17 protein-coding genes and 1 tRNA gene are annotated in these 21,731 nt (G+C 57.5%); 4 read left to right on the top strand and 14 right to left on the bottom strand.

What is annotated here, in order from left to right; all coding sequences use genetic code 11:
- Positions 1-7 precede the first annotated feature (7 nt).
- From HY298_22425 to HY298_22365, 13 genes are all read right to left on the bottom strand, one after another.
- Positions 8-3,310 carry an immunoglobulin domain-containing protein gene (locus tag HY298_22425; GenBank protein MBI3853018.1) on the bottom strand — a complete coding sequence of 1,101 codons (3,303 nt, stop codon included), beginning with the start codon at positions 3,308-3,310 and terminating at the stop codon, positions 8-10.
- Positions 3,311-3,333: 23 nt separating this feature from the next.
- Positions 3,334-5,061: a thioredoxin family protein gene (locus HY298_22420; GenBank protein ID MBI3853017.1), complete on the bottom strand. Its 1,728-nt coding sequence runs from the start codon at positions 5,059-5,061 to the stop codon at positions 3,334-3,336.
- Positions 5,062-5,083: 22 nt separating this feature from the next.
- Entirely contained in the window at positions 5,084-5,302 is a 219-nt protein-coding gene (locus HY298_22415; protein MBI3853016.1) for a DUF4266 domain-containing protein, read from the bottom strand.
- Between the two features lie 2 nt (positions 5,303-5,304).
- Positions 5,305-5,835: a TlpA family protein disulfide reductase gene (locus HY298_22410; GenBank protein MBI3853015.1), complete on the bottom strand. Its 531-nt coding sequence runs from the start codon at positions 5,833-5,835 to the stop codon at positions 5,305-5,307.
- Positions 5,816-6,802, bottom strand: coding sequence for an FAD:protein FMN transferase (locus tag HY298_22405; GenBank protein MBI3853014.1), 987 nt, complete (start codon positions 6,800-6,802; stop codon positions 5,816-5,818). Before HY298_22405 ends, HY298_22410 begins: the two co-directional genes overlap by 20 nt.
- Positions 6,793-7,896: a DUF3570 domain-containing protein gene (locus HY298_22400; protein MBI3853013.1), complete on the bottom strand. Its 1,104-nt coding sequence runs from the start codon at positions 7,894-7,896 to the stop codon at positions 6,793-6,795. Before HY298_22400 ends, HY298_22405 begins: the two co-directional genes overlap by 10 nt.
- Before the next feature lie 516 nt (positions 7,897-8,412).
- Positions 8,413-8,489, bottom strand: a tRNA-Arg gene (locus HY298_22395).
- 77 nt (positions 8,490-8,566) lie between these two features.
- Complete coding sequence (locus HY298_22390) at positions 8,567-11,932, bottom strand: efflux RND transporter permease subunit (GenBank protein MBI3853012.1); 3,366 nt, start codon at positions 11,930-11,932, stop codon at positions 8,567-8,569.
- On the bottom strand, positions 11,929-12,939 hold the full coding sequence (locus HY298_22385) for an efflux RND transporter periplasmic adaptor subunit (protein MBI3853011.1): 1,011 nt from the start codon (positions 12,937-12,939) through the stop codon (positions 11,929-11,931). The genes HY298_22390 and HY298_22385 overlap by 4 nt, the downstream gene beginning before the upstream one ends.
- Positions 12,940-12,967: 28 nt before the next feature.
- The gene (locus HY298_22380) at positions 12,968-14,287 is read right to left on the bottom strand and encodes a TolC family protein (GenBank protein MBI3853010.1); all 1,320 of its coding nucleotides are present in this window, start codon (positions 14,285-14,287) and stop codon (positions 12,968-12,970) included.
- 40 nt (positions 14,288-14,327) lie between these two features.
- The gene (locus HY298_22375) at positions 14,328-14,537 is read right to left on the bottom strand and encodes a DUF2892 domain-containing protein (GenBank protein ID MBI3853009.1); all 210 of its coding nucleotides are present in this window, start codon (positions 14,535-14,537) and stop codon (positions 14,328-14,330) included.
- A gap of 16 nt (positions 14,538-14,553) precedes the next feature.
- Positions 14,554-15,453 carry a radical SAM protein gene (locus tag HY298_22370; GenBank protein ID MBI3853008.1) on the bottom strand — a complete coding sequence of 300 codons (900 nt, stop codon included), beginning with the start codon at positions 15,451-15,453 and terminating at the stop codon, positions 14,554-14,556.
- 22 nt (positions 15,454-15,475) lie between these two features.
- Positions 15,476-16,063: a universal stress protein gene (locus tag HY298_22365; GenBank protein ID MBI3853007.1), complete on the bottom strand. Its 588-nt coding sequence runs from the start codon at positions 16,061-16,063 to the stop codon at positions 15,476-15,478.
- A gap of 324 nt (positions 16,064-16,387) precedes the next feature.
- Between HY298_22365 and hemE the strand changes: the two genes are divergently transcribed.
- The 4 genes from hemE to hemH are packed head-to-tail and all read left to right on the top strand — an operon-like array spanning position 16,388 to position 21,367.
- Complete coding sequence (gene hemE / locus HY298_22360; protein ID MBI3853006.1) at positions 16,388-17,500, top strand: uroporphyrinogen decarboxylase; 1,113 nt, start codon at positions 16,388-16,390, stop codon at positions 17,498-17,500.
- Entirely contained in the window at positions 17,497-18,870 is a 1,374-nt protein-coding gene (gene hemN, locus HY298_22355; GenBank protein ID MBI3853005.1) for an oxygen-independent coproporphyrinogen III oxidase, read from the top strand. Before hemE ends, hemN begins: the two co-directional genes overlap by 4 nt.
- The gene (hemG, locus tag HY298_22350) at positions 18,867-20,297 is read left to right on the top strand and encodes a protoporphyrinogen oxidase (GenBank protein MBI3853004.1); all 1,431 of its coding nucleotides are present in this window, start codon (positions 18,867-18,869) and stop codon (positions 20,295-20,297) included. Before hemN ends, hemG begins: the two co-directional genes overlap by 4 nt.
- Positions 20,294-21,367 carry a ferrochelatase gene (hemH, locus tag HY298_22345; GenBank protein MBI3853003.1) on the top strand — a complete coding sequence of 358 codons (1,074 nt, stop codon included), beginning with the start codon at positions 20,294-20,296 and terminating at the stop codon, positions 21,365-21,367. Before hemG ends, hemH begins: the two co-directional genes overlap by 4 nt.
- Here the strand turns inward: hemH and HY298_22340 are convergent.
- On the bottom strand, positions 21,349-21,639 hold the full coding sequence (locus HY298_22340; GenBank protein ID MBI3853002.1) for a ferrous iron transport protein A: 291 nt from the start codon (positions 21,637-21,639) through the stop codon (positions 21,349-21,351). The two genes, hemH and HY298_22340, sit on opposite strands and share 19 nt — an antisense overlap.
- Positions 21,640-21,731 lie beyond the last annotated feature (92 nt).

Here is a 21,731-nt window from a genome sequence, read left to right as displayed (position 1 = left end):
TGAGTGATTACGGCGCGATGCCGACTTGACTACTCTGGTTGTTGCCGAGCAGGAAGCCACAGCCGACGTTGAGTTTCTGCAATACGGTACCGCTGAAGGTCCACGTGGCCCTGCTCGCTGGATCTTCCACGCTGCCCTTGAACGTCCCCGTCGCACTGGAGAAAATCAGTGACAGACGATTGGCGCTCAGATTGGCGACCCGATTGTTCGACGCCATCGTCACGGCATTGGTGAAGCTCGAAGCCAGGTTTCCACCGCTGAACATCACCGAGGCATTGGCGAGGTTCAACACGTGGCCTCTGCCGCCGACCGGCGCGGTGTAAACCGAGCCGAGCACTTCGCAGCCGTGGTTAAAGCCATTCGGATAAAGCCGCGAGTTCCGATTGGCGGGCTTGATCCAACTAACGGTGCCTTTCAGATCACTCTTGGGCTGGTTGGTGAAAGTGAGCCAACTTACCAGCGAGCCTTGACCAGAGTAGAGCGGGACGTACAGCGGCCAGAGACCATTTTTCGAGAGGCCAACGCCCTGGCTGATTTTGGTACCATCAGCCAGCAAGCCGGTAAACTTCAGTTTGCCGCTGCTGTCAACGCGCACGCTGCCGAAACCATCGCCAGCCGGAACGGACGGATCGTTGGCGCGTCCAGGGATGACCAGTGTGTATTGGCCCGCGTACGGTGACGGTCTGGTTTTGGAATTAAACACGGCCCGATGGCCAAGCAATGGTGAAACCCACTTGCCGTCAGTGACGCGGCCGGTGATTTGATCGGACTGAGATCCGACACCGATCTGGAAGTCCATGGTCAAAGGGTTGTCGCCGGAACGGGCGATGACGCTGGTGGCCTGACCCGGAAGATTGAATTGGCCGTTGAAGGAGTAACGGTTTGCGCCCATCTGCAGACTGCCGGAATATGTGCCGCGCGACGTCAACGATGCCGTGAAGAAGCCGGCGCTCGACTGTCGCACCGCATCATTTTCATAGAACAAACCGGCGTAGTCGCCTTGGGCGGAAGGATAGGGACTTGGGATGAAGTTGGCCTGGAGCACAAGATTTGAAGTCAGGAGAAAACTGATCGTCGGTGAGGATGAGGCGAGACTCCCGCTCCAATTGGCGAACAACTGACCGGCGTCAGGAATGGCGGTGATGGTGTAAACTCGACCGAGGGTCAGGAGCGTTTTGGTCAAGTCCGGTGTCACGCTTCCCAATCCATTCTTGATGAGGGTCAGTTGATTGGTCGAAATGACCGGCGGTTGCACACTCAACAGGAATTTGATGGCTGCGGTGGCGCTGCCATCACTCACCACAATCGTGATCTCCGTGTTACCAAACTGGCCGGCCGACGGTGTTAGCGTCACCGTGCGATTGCTGCTGCTTCCGCCGAAGACGACGCTTGTCGCTGGCAAAAGGCTTTCGTTGGTTGAACTGGCGGCAAGCGAGAGATTCGCCGCCGGCGTCTCGAGGTCACTGATCGTGAATGCGATTGGTGCGGTTACCATGTCCATCAAGACAGTCTGGTTCGCGATCGCTGAGATTGTCGGCGCGTGATTTACCACAACGACGGTGACGGAGAGCACGGCCGGACTGCTGGTCACCGAACCGGCCGGGTTGCTGACGAGCACCGCGTAGCTGCCGGCTTGGTTGGTGGTCACGCCGCTCAGATTCACTGTCGAACTCGTTGCACCGCCAAGATTCGATCCATTTAACCGCCATTGATAACTCAACGGCGCGGTGCCCGCGGCGGTAATGCTGAAAGTTGCGTTACCGCCTGCCGTCACGTTCTGATTGGCTGGTTGGGTCGTGATGGTCGGGGCCACCAAGTTTACGGTTAGGATGGCTGGACTGCTAGTGACCGAGCCGGCTGGATTACTCACCACTACGGTGTAAGCGCCGGCTTGGTTGGTGGTCACGCCGTTCAGATTCACTGTCGAACTCGTTGCACCGCCAAGATTCGATCCATTTAACCGCCATTGATAGCTCAACGGCGCGGTGCCCGCGGCGGTGACACTGAAAGTTGCGTTCCCACCCGCGTTTACGGTCTGATTCGCCGGAGGAGTCATGATGGTCGGGGCCACCGCCGCCAGATTCACGGTGAGGATGGCCGGAGTGCTGGTGACCGATCCGACCATGTTGCTGACGATCACCGTATAATTACCGGCTTGATTGGTGGTCACACCAGTCAGGTTCAATGTCGAACCGGTTGCACCGCCGAGATTCGACCCATTCCACCGCCATTGATAACTCAATGGTGCCGTGCCGGTGGCGGCGACACTGAAAGTTGCGGTCCCACCCGCCGTGACCATCTGACTGGCCGGTTGCGTTGTGATCGTCGGAGCTACAGTCAACGGGATTACCGTCAGGATGGCCGGGCTGCTGGTGACCGAGCCGGCTGAGCTACTGATCAACACAGTGTAAGTGCCTGCTTGGTTGGTGGTGACGCTGGTCAAGTTCAGCGTCGCGCCGTTGGCTCCTCCAAGATTTGCCCCATTCAACCGCCATTGATAGCTCAAAGGCGCCGTGGCAGTGGCAGTGACGCTGAAACTTGCGTTGCCGCCTTCGGTTATCGTCTGACTCGCCGGCTGCGTCGCGATCGCGGGAGCAACGGCGGCCGGGCTTACGGTCAGGATGGCCGAGCTGCTGGTGACCGAGCCAACTGAGTTGCTGATCAACACGGTATATGTGCCGGCTTGGTTGGTGGTAACACTGGTGAGATTCAGCGTCGCACCATTGGCACCACCAAGACTTGTTCCGTTCCACCGCCATTGATAGCTCAACGGCGCGGTCCCTGTAGCAGTGACGCTAAAAGTTGCGTTGCCACCCGCCGTCACCGTCTGGCTAGTCGGTTGCGAAGTGATTGATGGTGCGGTTCCACTTGTGACCGGCGGAAGGATTGTCAAAGAGAGGTCGGCTGTGACCGTCCGACTCGGCATGTTGTTGTCGGAAGCTGTCAGATGGATGACAAACACTCCATCCACCGTCGGTGTTCCGGTAATTCTTCCAGAGGTGCTGCTGACGGTGAGAGCAGGAGGCAACGGAGTCGCGGCAAAAGTATTTGCCACTTCCGGCCCCGTGGTGATCCGGTAAGAAAACGGCACACCGTTTGTTGCGGTTGCAGTCTTGGGACTGGTGATGACAGTTGAAGCTCCGGACATCGCATCGTAACTGCCCAGCAGCGCGACAGCACCGGCGATCCAGGTCGAAACGATGGCAAAGCTCGATCCAGTCGCCGGACTCGTGGCGACAAACACGCGAGTAATTGGCAGAACTTGCAGTGCAGCCGTCAATAACAAAGAGGGAAGCTTGATAATCTTCATGGTACGTCCTGAAAATATTTGAATTAATCATCGGCACGCCGCGATACAACTGCGGTGACTGCGGATTTAGCCACAGGTGACGAGTTGGAATTCTTTGGCGTCAATACGACAAAGGACGGCAATCCCATCACCTTGAAGTGGTCGAGCACCTCTTTGGCAGGAGCTTGATTGGGCCTCTCGGTTTGCAGACGCACTTCATGGAAATCAGCGAGACGACGTTTCACGGCCGCCGAGGCAAATGTCGTATGCTCCATCGCGGAACAGTTCTTGCACCAACTCGCCCAGAAATCGATGAACACCGGCCGACCATCGGTGCGGGACTCGCGCAACGCCTGAGTTAACCGTTCGCTGAAGACTTCGGTCTCATCCGCAGACTTGCCGGCTGCGCGAGCCAGGATCATTGATTCGGATTGGAAAAGACCGAATGCCAGATGACCATAGTACGCGGCAAAAAGAACAATCATTACGCCAAACCCGTATTTCACCCGCATCATCCATTTGCCCGGCTTGGGTAAGAATGAAAGTCCCGCACCGGCAAACGGCCAGGGCAAACCCATGCCGACGCCGAGGAGAAACGGCAGCAGCAGACCAATGGTAAGACCTTTGGCGTGCAACGCCGTCGCTTGAAGCAACACGGAAATCACGACCGGCGCCACGCACGCGCCGGCCAGCAACGCAGCGACGGTTCCCATGGTGTAAGCCACGACAAATTTGCTTCTGGACGCGGCGGAGTTGCGCGTTGATCCACTTTGAAAACGGGAAAGATCAATCGAAACCACGTCGAACATGGCGAGTGCCAAGAGCACGAAAACTATGGCGATGCCGAGATTGAACCAGGGCGACGAATTCAGCGTGCCGAACTTCGAGCCGGTCAGGACAACGAACAGACCCAGCACACCGTAAGCGATGGCCATACCCGCGGCGTACGTGGCGCCCAAGGCAAATCCGCGCCGCTTCGATCCCGCCTGCGCGCCCGCCCCGATGATGGCGAGATTGATCGGGATCATCGGCAGAATGCACGGCGTAAGATTCAGCGCCACGCCGCCGAGCAAGATCAGCGACATGGTCAGCAGCACACCCAGGAATCCGCTCCGAGTTTGTTGCGTCTCTGCCACCACCTGGCCGGATTGGGCCTTGTTGAGAAATCCGAGGAACTCCTTTTCGTTCATGTAACCGCTGCCGCGATCCGCCACGGTGAAACCTTCCGCCAATGCACGCCATTCGCGTGGTGCCGCCGAGAAACTTGCTTCTGCCGGCTCGCCCCGTGGAGTAAAGCCACCACCCACTCTCGGCGATGAACCCACCGCTACTCCACGGGGCAAGTCAACCTCGGTAATCGAACCGCCCGGAGTGATCGTAAACATCTTATCTTCCGGGAAGAAACAATTCGCCTCGTCGCAACCTTGTAAATGAACCTTCAGCATGAGATTGGCTGACGGCACTGCAGCCAATTCGCAACTCGCCTTGAACGGCTGAGTGAACACGCGCTTCTGTTTGCCACTGAACTTGTCCTGAACGAGTCGTGGTTCGGCCAGATTGAACGTGGCCGGCGACTCCTGGCCGGAAAGTTCCAGGTGAAGTTTGTCCGCGTACAGAACGTGGTTGGTCGGAAAATCAAACGCAACCTGCACCACCACTCCACCGTTATTGAATTCCGCGCGCGGCAAGACCGAGAACGGACTTTGCGCGTGAACCACCAATGCAAATATCCCCGGAAGACAGGCCAATAAAACCTTTGCCAGTTTTTTCATACGACAAGACAACAACTATTTTTCAGTTACAACCGCAACCCCCGCCACCTACACCGCGCCCGCCCGAAGCTGCCTCCCGCGAAAACCACATGTGCTCCGCGAACGCGTTTGCCAATGGATCGCGGTCGGAGCGCATGGTGTAATCGGCCAGGGTGTTGCGCTCCCACGGTTTCACGTGGGCGCAGCCGGCGCCCAACAAGAGACAACCCAGGCTGGCTGCGATGAAGTGTTTCTTATTCATGACTACTTACTGGCCAGACCGCCGCTCAAAAGACCTTCGATCTCCTTCGCGTACTGTTTGCTGGTTTCCTTGCCGTAAAAACCTTTGTGAATCGCCGCCACTTTGCCGTCCGGTCCGAGCACAAATGAACTGGGCATCGAAGCGATGTTCACCGTGCTGACCATTTTCTTCTTGGCGTCGCGCACGACCGTGAAGCTGACCGGATGTGACTTGAGAAAGTCCTGCATCGCGGCCGCGTCATCATCCAAGTTGACCGCCAGGATGATTAAGCCTTTTGGCCCGTATTGTTTTTGCAACTCCTCCATTACGGGAAACGATTCCTTGCAGGGTCCGCACCACGAAGCCCAAAAGTCCACGAGCACGACCTTGCCTTTCGTCGTCTCCGGCATTTTGCCTTCGAGCGAAAAGCTGCCGAGATCAGGGAACGCATCCCCGACCTTGATGCCTTTGTCGCCTGCGACAACTGACAGGTTGCAAAAACTCAGCGCGAGCGCGCCGACCAATAGCGATTTCTTAACGTGTGACATATTCATGGAATCTCCTGGTTTGATAACGGTTATGTTCAGTGATGATGCACCCATCGGCACCCATATACGTGCTGATGAGGTTCAAGCCCTCCGTTGGACCTAAAATGAAAGCCGTGGTGGAAAGAATGCCGGCAATCGTGCAAGTGGGAGCCACCACCGAAACGGCCCGACAACTGTTGTCCACTGGGTAGCCGGATCGCGGATCCAAAATGTGCCCGTAGCGCCGGCCGCCCGCTTGAAAGTTGCGCAAGTAATCGCCCGACGTGGCGACCGCCTTGTCTTTGACGGCCACGCCTGTCCAACATTTGCCGGGATTCATCGGATCTTCCAGACCGATGTGCCAGGCCTTCTTTCCGGATGGCTGGCCCTGCACGCGCAGGTCCTGACCGAAATCCACCAGCACATTTTCGATGCCGTGCTCTGCGGCCAATTGCACGACGCGGTCCACCGCGTACTCCTTGCCAATCCCACCCAGGTCAATGCTCATGCCGGCGCGCGGAAGAAAAATCGCGCCCTTCTTCCGTTGCACTTTCGGCCAACCGACCAACTCGCGCGCAGCGTTTATGGCAGTTGCATCCGGAATGACCGGCGGCTCAGCCTTCCAATCCCACAACTTGATCAAAGGCAATGCCGTGGGATCAAATGCGCCCCGCGTACAGAAATATAGCTCGTTGCAAAGCGCGAACATTCGTTCCGTCTCTTCGTCCACTTCGACCCAATCTCGGCCAGCACTTCGATTGATCCGTCCAATCAGGCTTTCAGGAATGAATCGGGAATAACGCGCCTCGAAGTCGGCGACCCAACGGACGGCGGCCAGCTTGAATTGCTCGCCCGCGACCCGAGCCCCTGTTGAAAAAGTGATCTGGCACAACGTGCCCATTGCGCGGAATGCAAATTTTCGCGCGTTGACCACGGGCAGCTCATGCACCGAAGCGTTGATGCGATCGAAAACACTGTTTGCGGTTATAACCATACGCGCAATCCTGCGGAGAAAACGTTTGCGGAAGGATAAGCGCTCGCCGAGGTCTTGTTGTCCTTGCCCACCATTTCGTAGCGCTTATAGGCAAGGTCGAGGGAGACGCGGTCCTTGATTTTCCAAGTGACACCAATTCCGTAGGTGAAAGTTTGCAGTGCGGACAAGCGGTAGTCCGCCGAGAAATGTTTAGGAAGGGGAGCAAAAAAAGGAGGATCGCCCGCCGGATCACCGGGAAGCTGCAAAATGTAAAAGTCGGCCGCGCTCTGGTCCGTGAATCGGAACGTCGGGGAGACGATGATGTTTTTTCCTATTTTCTGATACCAGGTCAGCGACGCCGTATGACTCAGGATGCCGTACGAGTCGTGGTAGAGGCGATAACCCAACTCCGCGCTGCCGTTGAGCGGCGTCACGAATTGCGTCAATGCAAGAAACCCAATGTACTTGTTGCGGTAATTTGGTCGTTGTTCATTTCTATACGCGAAAGGGTCCGGGTTGAGCGGGTCGGGGTAGTAAGGCACATGAACCACTTTGTAAGGATCGCTCAGAAAGCCGTGCGCGGTGCCATAGGTGAGATTTGCCGTCAAGATGGTCTTCGATCCCAGCAATTGCGTCAGCCCGATTAGGAAGTCAGCGCCGTTTTTGTACTTCCTGTCGCCACCCCAAAATATTGGCATGATGGTGTCATGCGTGTAGGCGACCCCGAACGCCACTGTGGTATTCTTCTCGTTGAAATCGATCGTATGGTTTAACGCCAGACCTATGGATTCGTAGTCACTCTCCAAGCTGTAGGCGAATTGTGGCGTCGTCGTGTTCCGACCCCAATGCAACCCGGCCTGCAAATTGCCAGCCCAACGCGTGTCTTCCATCTGTTGGAGCACAACCTGGTCGGTGCCGGGCGGAGGCAGCACGCCATTCGGAGTCGCGCCGGAAATCGAATCGTAAACGAATTCCCCTTCGAGCGAGACCGATGGATGAACCTGGTAACCAAACAACGCTCCTTGCGTCTGCACGTGGATGCGCCCGTTCTCCTCCTGGTAATTCTCGAACTTGTAGTCGAAGTGGTTCTCACCGCGAAGTCGCAGCACAGGCATCACGTTCAAAGCAACAGCCAGGGCCACTGTGAAAGACTCTTTCAGTAAACGTGCACCTCCGAAATCCGACTTTTCGTGGCAATCATTTCCTCTTTTTTCCATCGCGTAATCAAATGGCAAGGCGATTTTAGCAGCACATGTGCCATTGCGATAAGCAGTTCCAAAACTTGACCCATCGGATGGAAATGAGACTGAGGGCACGACCGTTTCCGACTCGATCGTCCTGAAATGGGATAGGAGGTTGAACAACTTTCGCTCCTAGAGGAATCGCTCGACTGGTTCCTGCCATGCTTCGTGTCCCTTAACGCAACGACCAGAAACAAGTCATCGAAGAAATAATACGGAGCGCCGGCACATCGTATTGCGGGTGATGATGCGGACAAAGAACAGTGGAGTCCTTGATACTGGTCCTTGCGATTCGAGACACAAAGCCGGGTGATTTTGCAATTCAATCCGTCCAGCATTCGTTCGCGTCAATCGACGCAATATCCGGAGGACAGAGATTATTTGTCGAGGTGGTGCGTCGGACAGGACTTGAACCTGTAACCTTCTGATCCGAAGTCAGAAGCTCTATCCAATTGAGCTACCGACGCAACCGGCGATTGAAACCAACACGGTGAGGTTAGCTCAACCGGGTCAAGAGTCGATCCAGAATTTTTGGGAAGGCAAGCTATGGTTTGTCGTAGGCCATGAAATAAAGCACGGGCACAGCCATGCGGCTGATGAGCAAGGACGCGATTTCGCCGGCCATCAAGGCGATGGCCAGTCCCTGAAAAATCGGGTCAAACAAAATAACGCTGGCGCCGACCACGACCGCGAGCGCAGTCAACAGCATGGGCCGGAACCGTACCGCGCCCGCGTCCACCACCGCCTCGGCCAGCGGCATCCCTTCGCTCAATCGTTGCTCGATGAAATCAACAAGGATGATGGAGTTGCGAACTACGATGCCGGCGCCGGCCATGAAACCAATCATTGAGGTCGCGGTGAAAAAAGCGCCGAGCACGCCGTGCGCCGGCAGAATGCCGACGAGCGAAAACGGGATGGCTGCCATGACGACCAATGGAGTGAGCAACGAGCGAAACCAACCAACCATCAGCACATAGATCAGCACCAACACGGCGGCGAAAGCCAGGCCAAGGTCGCGAAAGACTTCGATGGTGATATGCCACTCGCCGTCCCACTTCAAGGCAGGTTGCGCATCAGTAAATGGAAGATTGGCGTTGTAGATTTTCACCCCCGTAGCAGCCGACGTCAGTCGGCTCTGACTACTTCGGATTTCGGATTTCGGATTTCGGAGTGCAGATGGAGCGGACTCATGTCCGCTGCTACCAACATTGATGAACTCGCTCGCATCCAGCATTGCAATCGCCTGGTTCATTTTGCGGATCGCATAGACCGGACTTTCGACGACACCCGCCACGTCGCCGATGACATACGTCACCGGCAAAAGATTTTTGTGATAAATGCTTTTGTCGGTGATCGTGTGTTCGATAGTCACCAGTTCACGCAACGGCACCAGCGGAACGCTTCCAACCGCTGCTCCCGGTTCCGGCAGGGCATTGGCGTCACCGGAACGGACACGCAACGCGAGAAGTTCTTCCGGCGTGGTGCGGCTGGCGCGGGGAAGTTGAAGCACGATGTTCACATCTTCCTTCTCGCGCGGCTGGTGCAGCAAGTCGATGGATTCCCCGCCGACGGCGATGCGGAGGGTCTGGGAAATCGTTTCGGCGCTGATGCCGTGCAACGCGGCCTTTTCCTTGTCGATGATGAATTTTGTCTTCGGTTGGTTCGCTTCGACGTACCAATCAACATCGACCACGCCCGCAGTGTTCTTGAAAATGTCACGCACGGCGCCGGCGAGGGCTAGTCGTGATTCTTCAGTCGGTCCATAGATCTCGGCGACCAGCGTTTGCAACACCGGTGGGCCGGGCGGCACTTCGGCCACAGCCACGCGCGCGTCAAACTTCGCCGCAATCTGCGCTACCCTTGGCCGCACTCGTTTGGCAATGTCATGACTCTGCGCCTTGCGGTCGTGCTTGTTGACCAGATTGATTTGAAGGTCGGCGATGTGCGCGCCCCGACGCATAAAGTAATGGCGCACCAGCCCGTTGAAATTAAAGGGCGCGGCCACACCGGCGTAAATCTGGTAATCCGTCACCTCCGGTTCGACGCGGATGGCCGCGGCAATTTCCCGCGCGGCTTGAGCGGTGCGTTCGAGCGAACTACCTTCGGGCATGTTGAGGATGATCTGAAACTCGCTCTTGTTGTCGAACGGCAGCATTTTCACCTTCACCCAGCCGATACCAACTAGGGCGAACGCCAGCAACAACAGGCCGATGATACTCCCAAGGAAAACAAAGCGCCAACGCCGATGGGAAATCAGCGGCCCCATGATGCGCCGGTAAATGCGCGTGAAGAAGTCTTCGGAATAGAGTGATGGAGTGGTGGAGTCTTGGGGATTTTCTTTCGCTCCATCGGTCCGTTTGAGAAGGCGGATCGCAGCCCAGGGCGTGACGATGAAGGCGATGGCCAGCGAGAAGAACATGGCTGCGCCCGCACCAATCGGAATCGGTCGCATGTAAGGTCCCATCAAGCCGCCCACAAACGCCATCGGGAGCACCGCTGCGATCACCGCAAACGTAGCGAGGATGGTTGGATTGCCAACTTCGTTGACGGCCTCGACGGCGACGCTGGACAAGGCGCGGTTTTTGTTCTGCGGCAGTCGAAAATGGCGGACGATGTTTTCGATGACCACGATGGCATCGTCCACCAGAATGCCGATGGAAAAAATCAGCGCGAAAAGCGTGATGCGGTTCAGTGTGTAGCCGTAGAGATAAAAAATCAGCAACGTCAACGCCAGCGTCGAGGGAATGGCGATGCCTACGATGCCCGATTCACGCCAGCCCAGAGTCAGCAAGATCAATATCGAAACGCCCAGTACCGCGAGCAGCATGTGAAAGAGAAGTTCGTTCGACTTTTCCGACGCCGTCTCGCCATAATTGCGCGTGACGGAGACGTGAACATCGTCCGGAATCAAAGTGCCTTTCAGCGTCTCGACTTTTTTCTGGACCTGGCGGGCGACTGAAACGGCATTCGCGCCCGGCCGTTTCGCGATGCTGAGCGTCACGGCGGGTTGCTCATTCGCATTCACGGATCGTGCCGCGCCTTCTCCAAAGAAAACGTATTGCGACGGTTCCTCGGCGCCATCGACGATTTCAGCGACTTCGCGCAGATAGACCGGTTTGCCGCTGAACACGCCCACGACAACATTGCCGAGTTCTTTTGCGCTCGTCAAAAATCCGCCGGTTTCAACAATGACTTCGCGGTTGTCACTCGTCAGGTTGCCGGAGCCGAACTGGCGATTGGCCAGGCGCAACATCGGCACGAGCGCGACCGGGCTGAGTTTGCGCGAGGCCAGACGAGCGGGATCGAGCAGCACGCGCACTTCACGCCGCGCGCCGCCGATGACGGCGGTTTCGGCAACGAGCGGGACTTGTTTCACGGCATCGTCCACTTGTGCGACGAGACGCCGGAGGGTGAGATGATCGTAACGGTCGCTGTGAAAGGTCAGCGCGAGTATCGGCACGTCGTCAATGGAGCGCGGTTTGATGAGCGGAAACGAAACGCCGTGCGGAATGCGGTCGAAGTTGGAACGCAGTTTTTCGGAGAGCTTGACGAGACTTTTCTCAACGTCCTCGCCCACTTTGAAACGCACGATGACGAGACTCTCGCCGGGTCGCGACGTGGAATAGATGTATTCAACACCGGGAACTTCCCAGAGGAGTTTTTCCATCGGCCGCGTGGCGCGTTCCTCGACCTCCTTGGCGCTGAAGCCGGGCATGGCAACGAGCACGTCCACCATCGGCACCTTGATCTGCGGCTCTTCCTCGCGCGGCAACAGCCAGACGGCCGCCACGCCAAGCAGCACGGACGAAATGATGATCAACGGCGTGAGCTGCGAGTCGATGAACGCGCGGGCGATGCGGCCGGCGACGCCCATGCCGGCGGCGGTTGATTTCTCCGCGGGCACATTCATGGCTGCGCTGCGACCGGTTGGCCGTCGCGCAATTGTTCCGCGCCCTTGACGGCGATCCGTTCACCCGCACTGACGCCGGACACCAGTTCGACCTCATTGCCGGTCCGCCTGCCGGTTTTCACGATCCGTAATTGCGCGAGTTTGTTCGCGACGACGAACACCAACTCCATCTGGCCGCGTTGAACGACAGCGGACGCCGGCACAATCAGAGCTTTCCTCTCGGCCACCACCACGAGCGCGCGGGCAAATTGACCGACCCGCAATCCGGCGTTGGCGGGCAAATCAAGCTTCGCAACGGACGTGCGACTCGCGGGGTCGGCGATGGGCGAGATTTCACTGACGACACCCTGGACGCCAGCGTCTTGAGCGCCCGTCCGCACTGTCAACCTGTCACCAAGGTGGATATATCCGATCAAGGCTTCGGGCACGTCGGCCTCGAAACGAAGCTGGTCAGGCTTTTCTATTTCGAGCAGCGGGCGGCCCGGCAACGCAAGGTCGCCCACGTCGGCGAACTTGCGGCTGATGACACCGTCAAACGGCGCGACAATCGTCATGTAGCCCAGTTGCGATTCCGCTTCGGTAACCGCGGCTGATGCTGCGCGCTGTCGCGCTTGCGCGGCATCAAACTCCGCCTGTGTCACTGCTCCCTGCTTCAACAGCACGGTCAGCCGTTTCAAATCATTCTCCGCCGGTTGGCGCGCGGCGAGCGCCTGGTCGAGCCGGGCTTGAATCTCGCGCGTGTCGAGTTGCGCCAGTAGATCGCCGGTCTTGACCAATTGACCCAACGCCACGGGCATTTTCTCGATGTGCCCGCTTGCCTTTGCTTCGATGCTGGCGCGCAGTTTGGCGCGCACTGTGCCAACGACTTCGTCCGTCGCCGCGCTCGATTTGCTCTCGACGGTTTGCACGCGAACGGCGGCGGTCGGAAGATTCTGTGAGTTCGCGCCCTCCTGTTTCTTTTTGCCACAGCCATCGGTCAACATCGCTGCTGCAATGAGGAGACTCATTCCAAAGAGGGTTCGGTTGGTCTTCATATCATCGGCTGATCTGCGTCGGAGAGAGTAGTGACAGGCCGACGGCTTTTCGCAAGGCGGCGATGGCGATGCTCCGATAAGCCTCGGCTTCGGCACGGCGGACACGCGCGACGGCGAGGGCGGTTTCAGAGTCGATAAGTTGAGTCGCGATGGCCAGCCCTTGCTCAAACCGGGCGCGCGTCAGTTCCGCGCTTTCGGTGGCTTGAGCCACGGACTTGCCGGTGACCGCGAGACGTTCGCTGGCTTCTTGCAAACTGAGTCGCGCCTGTTCAACTTCGAGATCAAGCGCGAGGCGGAGCTTGCGTTCATCTTCGCGCGCGGTGTCGAGGTCCGCGCGGGCGCCGCTGACTTTGGCGCGAGTCAACTGCCCGTCCCACAAGTTCCACTGCACGAGGACGCCGGCGGTGTAGCTGTGGCCGTCGCCATTGAACTTCCAGCCGCGATCGTAATCGAGACTGCCGAAGGCGTTCAGGCGCGGGAAATAGCCGCCGTGCGCCCGGCGAACTTCGGCCTCGGCTGCGCGCCGTTGTTCGCGACTAGCTGCCAGTTCGGAACGTTGAGAGAAATCCTTCCCGTCGGGCACGACGCTCTCAGGTGCTGTGGTCGCCACCGTGAAGTCGGCGTCCTCGACGCCGAGCAGATTGCCCAATGAGCGCGTCGCCAAATTGCTGGCGTTGCGGGCGCGCACAAGGTCTTCGCGCGCTTGCGCCAGGCGCACTTCCATATCGAGGAGTTCGATTTTGAGGATCGTACTGGCATTGAAGCGGTTGCTGGCAATGTTGAGGTTGCCTTCAAATGAGTGGACCGAACTTTTGGTGGCACGAACGAACTCACGGGTTTTCAGCACGGTGTGGAAAGCGCGGGCCACTTCGAATTCGAGCGTGTTGCGGACGGCTTGAGCGTTTTGGCGGGCGGCTTCGGTGTTGGCCCTGGCCGCGTCGCGCCCGGCTTTGGTGCGACCGCCGTTGTAAAGCGGCACGGTGAGAAGGCCCTTTACATTGAGGTTGTCCGCATCGGGGACGTCGTTGAAATTCAGCGACGAAGTGTACGATCGTTGATTAAGGGCGGCGCCGAAAACACCGATGGGGTTGTCGGTGCGGGTGTAGCTGGATTGAAATTGCGCCTGAGGCCAATACGCCGCGCGAGTCGCGTCAAGTCCGGCGCGGGCGGCGGCGATGCGATGTTGCGCGATGCGGGCGTCCGGATTATTCGTCAGCGCCACGCTGATGGCGCGTTCGAGCGTCCACGGCTCGGCTGCCGCCAGCGGGAGGTTCGCGCACCACGCCACCCCAAGCGCAAGGAACAGTAATCGGAGTTTCATGGCTCGGTCAATAATACCGCTCCGATAACAACGCCAACGATTATTTGCAGCACGGGGCGCCGTCTCTCCCGACACCCAGCTTTTTCAAAACAATTTCAGCCGGGCAGAAGCCGGTGAGAGCGGATTGGATGAGGTTTACGCTGACGAAGACCGCCAGCAGCAACCACCAGGAGTTGACCCAATGGGCCAGACTGAGGCTGATGAGAACCATGGTGCCGGCGAGGATGCGGATGGCATTTTCCATTTTCATGCCTTCCATTCTTGAATCAAAAGACCTCGACTTTCAAGCCTGTGGTTTTGCGGACGGTTGCGGCGATGCGCGAGAGGGTTTTGAGCGGCAAGTGTCCGCACTCGGAGTGAGGAGTGGGTCGGGTGGCGGAGTAAATCTGCACGAGCGGAATTTGTGCGCCGCGGTTTTTCAATTCCAACAACCGTTGCGCGTAATGCTGAATTTCCTCCTCGGGCGGCTCCTGGCCGTTGAGTTGTGGAAAGAGGCTCTGGATGATGACGGGGCGTTCACGCGCCAGCGTCAGGATATTGGCCAGGATGACTTCGAGAGGGATTTCAGATTTGTTGACCTTGTCCATGTAAGCCTGTGTGCCGGCATCGAGCTTGGCCCAGATCTCGTCGCGTTTGGTGAGGAATTTCAGACCGTATCGGACTTCGGGCAAATCCAAACCGGTGGTATTGGTGATGAGCACGATCTTGAAGAAGGGAAAACTGCCGAGGGCGCGCACATGCACGACGGCTTGGACCGCCTCGGCGAAGTTGGGGCACAGTGTCGGCTCGCCGTCGCCACTGAGGGCGACGTGCCGGAGCTGAAGCAATTCGTCGGGCAGATTGCGATAGAGCGGCAACTGCCGCAAGCGGCCTTGCTGGACGCGGTTCAGTGTCTGCACCAATTCAGCCGCCATGACCTCCACGTCCAATCCCTGACTCCGCCCGGGCGTCTTACGATCCACCTCACAATAGCCGCAATCAAAGTTGCAATTCTTGTCCGGGTTCATGTTGACTCCCACGGACAAACCTCCGGCACGCGGGGAAATGACGACGTAAACGAATTGATTGTCGAGGAACTCGCGCGGGCAGCCGAACGCCGTGTTGAACGGTCGGAGAGGTTTAACCGGCGCTCTTTTTTTTGTTTCGGACTCGATAGTTGCCATCATATTTCCTCCTGTGTTTTTCACTTCAAAATCTTGGTTCTGGATTCACAAATTCGCGCTCACGTGCCCGAACGATCAACACCGGACAGGGAGCGTGGCGCACCACATTCTCCGCCACGCTGCCCAGCAGAACGTGCTTGAGGCCCGTGCGCCCGTGAGTGGACAGAATGACCAGATCGGCCTTTGATTCTTTGGCGGCCTCGACAATTTCGTTCACCGGCGAACCGGCGCGGACCAGGGTTTTGACCGGCACCAGGTCACGCACGCTTTTGGCGGCCAAGGTCGCCAGTTCCTTTTGGCTGCGTGTTTGCAGGTCAGCCTCGATCACCGGGAAATCCACGACCCCAAATTCACCCCCGATGTAATGTGGCTGCACCACATGGAGCAAAATGATACCGGCGTTGAACTGTCGGGCGAACGGGATGGCGTAAAGCAGCGCCTTTTTTGATTCCTTGGAGAAATCCGTCGGCACCAGGATGGTTTGCAACTTCAGGAGGGACGGCACCAACTCAATCACCTCGTCATCCGCTGCGCGCCGGGCAGAGGTTCGACGACTTGCGCCGCTCAGAACCTTCGTTGGTTTTCCATTCCCGATGTTTTTCTTTGCTTCCATAGCTTCAGCTTCTCCGCTTTCTCGTTTGAAATCTGACAGAGACAATCCTCATGCACTACACAGCCGTTGCTAATAAGTGGACATTTCTTGCGGCAACTGCGTAGAGCTTTTCGTGCGTTGATTGCGGCCAACCAGCCGATAACGCAACTCGTCGGGTTTTCCATGGCTCCAGGCTTGACCGATGAATCGGGGAATAGCTTCCATTGAGAATTGCTGGCTTGGCAGCCCCCTCCCCAAAAGCAGACTTGCCAAAATCCGAGAGGAAGAAGGCAAGGAATGGTTAGCTCCTTCGCGCGAAAGAACGGATGCTTCTGCAAGAACAGTATGGAATTCACCGAATCGAACGTGGTTAAATCGGTCGCAGCCCAAAGCGAAGAATGCTTTGTTGCCGTGAAAAACCCGGCCATTGAACGGACCCGCCGTCAGCGCTTTTTGAGCGCCTGCCGCTGCCGCCCCGTGGATCGTCCCCCGGTCTGGCTGATGCGTCAGGCGGGACGTGCGCTGCCGGAATACCGCAAACTGAAGGAAAAATATTCCTTCCTTCAACTTGTCCAAACACCCGAACTGGCGGCGGAAGTCACGCTGCAACCCATCCGCCGGTTCGATTTCGACGCCGCGATTCTGTTCAGCGACATCCTGGTAGTCGCGGAAGCTTTGGGCCAGGGCTACCACTTCCGCGACCAAGGCGGCATCGAGATGGAATTTGTGCTTCGGTCGGCGGCGGACATCGACCGGTTGGAAACCCAGGCGGTCACCGAGCGGTTGCAATACGTCGCCAAAGCGTTGCCGATGATCAAAAGTTCCCTCGGCAGCCGGACCGCGCTGCTTGGTTTTGCCGGCTCGCCGTGGACGCTCGCCAATTTCATGATGGAAGGTGGCAGCGCCAAAGAGTACACGAAAGCCAAAGCACTCTTTTATTCAGAACCGGAATTATTTTCACGGTTGATCAAGAAACTCACGGTTGCGGTCACCGACTTCTTGCAACTCCAAATCGATTCTGGCGTGGACGCCATTCAGATGTTCGACAGTCTCGGTGGAGCTTTGGCAGCCAATGCTTACGAAGCCGCCTCCGCCCGCTCGATCAAACAAATCATCACCGCATTGAAAGGCCAGGTGCCCGTCATCGTATTCAGCAAGGGAACGCATGGCTGTTGGGACACCATCGCGCAGACGGGTGCGCAAGCGGTCGGCGTCGATTGGACGGTATCGCTGGCCGAGGTGCGGAAGTGTCTGCCGGCGAACATCGCCTTGCAGGGCAACCTCGATCCCTTTTTGCTGAACACCACCCCCGCCGTTGTGGCCGCGGAGACGGCGCGAATCCTCGAAACATTGCGCGGCCACAACGGTCACATCTTCAATCTCGGCCACGGCGTGCCGCCCAACGCAAAGCTGGAGTGCATCGAAAGCCTGGTCGCCACCGTCCGAAATTTTTCATGAGCGCGCTCAAAGTTAATCTGGATCTCGTTCAGAAATACAACGTGCCTGGCCCACGTTACACGTCCTATCCGCCAGCCACGCAGTTCACCGATACCGTGCCCGCTGAAAGATTGCTGGAAAAAATTCGCGCGAATAGCGAGACCGACCGCGACCTCTCGCTTTACTTTCACCTCCCGTTCTGCCAGTCGCTCTGCTGGTTCTGCGGTTGCACTACCGTCATTACTACTGATCGGCGCATGAGCGCGACCTATCTGAACTATCTCGAGAAGGAACTCGCGCTGATGTCGCCGTGGCTGAACCCAAAGCGGAAGGTCGTTCAATTGCATTTCGGCGGTGGCACGCCGACGTTTCTTTCCCCGGACGAACTTCGCGCACTCGGCAAGCTGATCCACACTCACTTTAAGCTGGCCGTCGATGCAGAGGCCGGCGTGGAGATCGACCCGCGCCGCGTGACACGCGATCACGTTCAAGCCTTGCGGGAAATTGGATTCAACCGCGCGTCCATCGGCGTGCAGGACCACAATCCGCTCGTCCAAAAAGCCGTCCATCGCATTCAACCCTTTGCGCAAACCAAGATGGTGGTTGATTGGATTCGCAATGCAGGATTCACGTCGCTCAACATCGACCTGATTTACGGTCTGCCGCATCAAACGGCCGCATCATTTGAAAAGACGCTGGACGAAACCCTGGCGCTTAATCCTGACCGCCTGGCCGTGTTCAGCTACGCGCACGTGCCGTGGATCAAACCGGCGCAAAAGATTTTGGCAGACAAAATCCTGCCGAGCGCCGAAGTCAAACTGCAATTGCTCAAGCTCACCATCGAGAAGCTGACGGCCGGTGGTTACGTGTATATCGGCATGGACCACTTCGCGCGCGCGGACGATGAACTGGCAGTGGCGCAGCGGCAGAAAACATTGCAGCGGAATTTCCAAGGCTACAGCACGCGCGGCGGCGCGGACATTTATGCCTTTGGCCTGTCGTCCATTTCACAGGCGGACGGCATCTATTGGCAGAACCTGAAGGAACTGCCGCAATATTACGCCGCGCTCGACGAAGGGCGGAGTCCACTGGCCAAAGGCTATATTCTAACGGATGAAGACAAAATCCGGCGTCAAACCATCATGCGGTTGATGTGCGATTTGGGGCTCGACTACGCCGCGATGTCCCGGAAACTGGGTGTCGATTTCCAACGATACTTTGAACGCGAACTGAACTCGCTGTCGGATTTTGAGGCGGACGGCCTGGTGCAGAAAACCAAGGACGGTCTGGTCGTCACCGACACCGGACGATTGTTCATTCGCAACATCGCGATGCGCTTTGACGCCTACAATTCGAGCAACCAGGAGAAACGATTTTCCAAAACAATATGAAAACAGTGGCCATCATCGGTGGCGGCATCACGGGTCTGACCGCGGCCTTTCAACTTCGGCAAAAAAGCATTCCCGTGATGCTTTACGAGGCCGGCAGCCGGGTCGGCGGCGTCATCCAATCCATCAGCCGCGATGGCTACCTCGCCGAATATGGGCCGAACTCGATTCTGGAGACGTCGCCGAAAATCGGCGCGCTCATTCACGATCTCGGTCTGGAGCATCGTCGTCGTTACTCCGACCCGCGCGCGGAAAAGCGCTACATCGTGCGCGACGGCAAGCCGGTTGAGTTGCCGGCATCGACGCTGGCGTTTCTGACCACGCCACTGTTTTCCTCCGCGGCCAAACTGCGCTTGCTAGCCGAGCCGTTCATTCCACGCGCCCAGGAATCGCAGGAGGAGAACCTGGCGGAATTTGTCCGACGCCGGATCGGTCAAGAATTTCTCGATTACGCCATCAATCCGTTTGTGGCCGGTGTCTATGCGGGCGACCCGGCCCATCTTTCCGTTAAACACGCCTTCCCCAAACTCCATGCGTTGGAACAACGCTACGGCTCGCTGCTCGTCGGCCAGTTTCTGGGCGCGCGCGAACGAAAGCGGCGGGCTGAAACCTCCAAGCAAAACGCCAAGAAGATTTCGTTCGACAACGGACTGCAAGTGCTCACATCCGCGCTGCACCATCGTCTCGCCGACGACGTCAAACTCAACTCGCCGGTCATTCGCTTGCGTCAGACTGAGGAAGGCTGGGAGGTGACAACTCGCGTCAGTAACCGTGAGCAATCAGAGCGACATGCGGCGGTGATTTTCGCCGGGCCGGCCTATAAACTACCGGAAATTCAACTAACGACCGAGCGCTACATTAACTGCTCGCCACTCTCTGAAATACATTATCCGCCGGTCGCCAGTGTGGTGTTGGGTTTTCGGCGGGAAGACGTCGCGCACCCGCTCGACGGTTTTGGAATGCTCATTCCCGAAGTTGAAGGGTTCAAGATTCTGGGAACGCTTTTCTCCTCGACGCTCTTTCCAAATCGAGCACCAGAAGGGCACGTGACGTTGACAAGTTATGTCGGCGGCACGCGCGCGCCGGAACTGGCGACGCTGGACACGAATGCACTTGTGGAGCTGACGCTCGCCGACCTGCGCACCATCCTGGGCGTGACCGGGAAACCGACGTTCATCAACCACGTCCTGTTCCGTCACGCCATTCCGCAATACGAGGTTGGCTATGGCCGGTTCAAGAGCCTGATGACGGAGATTGAAGCCAAAGCGCCCGGCCTATTTCTCGCCGGCCATTATCGCGACGGGATTTCGCTGGCAGATTCCATCGTGTCGGGTTGTCAAACGGCGGAGCGAATCGAAAAGTGTTTCGCGACGATTCCAAATGGAAAACCGGTGGCCGACGCCAACCTTCAGCCTCTCGTGGCCGCATGAGCAAGCAAGGCGTTCTGTTGGTCAACCTCGGTTCACCGGATTCGCCCACGGTTCCAGCGGTCCGCCGTTACTTGAATGAATTCCTGATGGACGGTCGCGTGATCGATGTCGCGTGGCCGCTGCGTCGTTTCATCGTCGGCATGATTCTCATCAATCGTCCAAAAGCATCCGCGCACGCCTATCGAAAAATCTGGACGGACGAAGGCTCACCTCTCGTCGTCACCAGCAGGAGAGTTCAACAGGAATTGCAACGACGCGTGAGCGTCCCGGTCGAACTGGCGATGCGCTACCAGAACCCTTCCATCGAAAGCGCCGTTCGGAATCTCCACCAGCAGGGCGTGAGCGAGCTTCTGCTCATCCCGATGTTCCCGCATTATGCCATGTCGAGCTTTGAAACCGCAGTGGAGCGAGTGAAGGAAGTGATGACGAAACACGCGCCGCAAATGTCGCTGAAGGTCACGCCCCCTTGTTTTAACGAGCCGGATTATATCGCCGCGCTGGCCGGCAGCGCGGAGGATTATCTCAAGCGGGATTACGATCATCTGCTGTTCAGCTTTCACGGCTTGCCGGAGCGGCATCTGACCAAAGCCGATCCGACCTGCGGTCATTGTTTGCGTGTGACGAACTGCTGCGAAGTGAGCAGTCCGGCGCAGGCGACCTGTTACCGCGCGCAGTGTTTCAAGACTGTCAAAGCCTTCGTCGAAAAAGCCCGCGTGCCGAAGGAAAAATATTCGATCGCTTTTCAATCACGCCTTGGACGTGATCCCTGGCTCAAACCGTACACCGATCACGTCATCCAAGGTTTGGCGGAGAATGGAGCAAAGAAAATTCTCGTGATCTGCCCGGCCTTCGTCTCGGACTGTCTGGAAACTCTCGAAGAAATCGGGATACGCGGTCGGGATACTTTTCTTCAGGCCGGGGGTCAGGAACTCAAGTTGATTCCCTGTTTGAACGAGCACCCGTTATGGCTGAAGGCATTGGAAAACAAAATCGGCGATTTCACGCACTCGAAAAGCGTTTCCCTCGAATCTCATCGGCCTCACTCGGAGCTTCAAGCCGCCTGCGGCTGAAGCAACGGTTCGACCAGGATGGTTTGAGCGAGTTGGGAACTGATGGCGAGACGGGCATTGCAAACCAGGCAGATGATGTTGTTCTGGCTCGTGAGCAACTTGATGATCTGGTCTTCGCAAAAACCAATTTCACGCAACTGATGACTGACCTCCGGCGAAGCGCAAAGCCGTTTGATGCGGACGGCCACGCCGGCCTTGACGCGGTTCAATGGGCAGACCGCGCACAATTCATTTTCGCTGCCACTGAACTCAACTCGATCCGTTGCTCTCATAACTTGCGACAGTTTGCCCGCGAAGCGGAGCAGCAACCACACGCTTCTTGGCAAAGGCTTTGCATCTTTTGCTCGCGATTTTACGCAAGCGC

Source organism: Verrucomicrobiota bacterium (assembly GCA_016200005.1).
GTDB lineage: Bacteria > Verrucomicrobiota > Verrucomicrobiia > Limisphaerales > PALSA-1396 > PALSA-1396.
The sequence above is the reverse complement of the archived record's forward strand: the minus strand, read 5'-3'. Positions and strand labels throughout refer to the sequence as shown.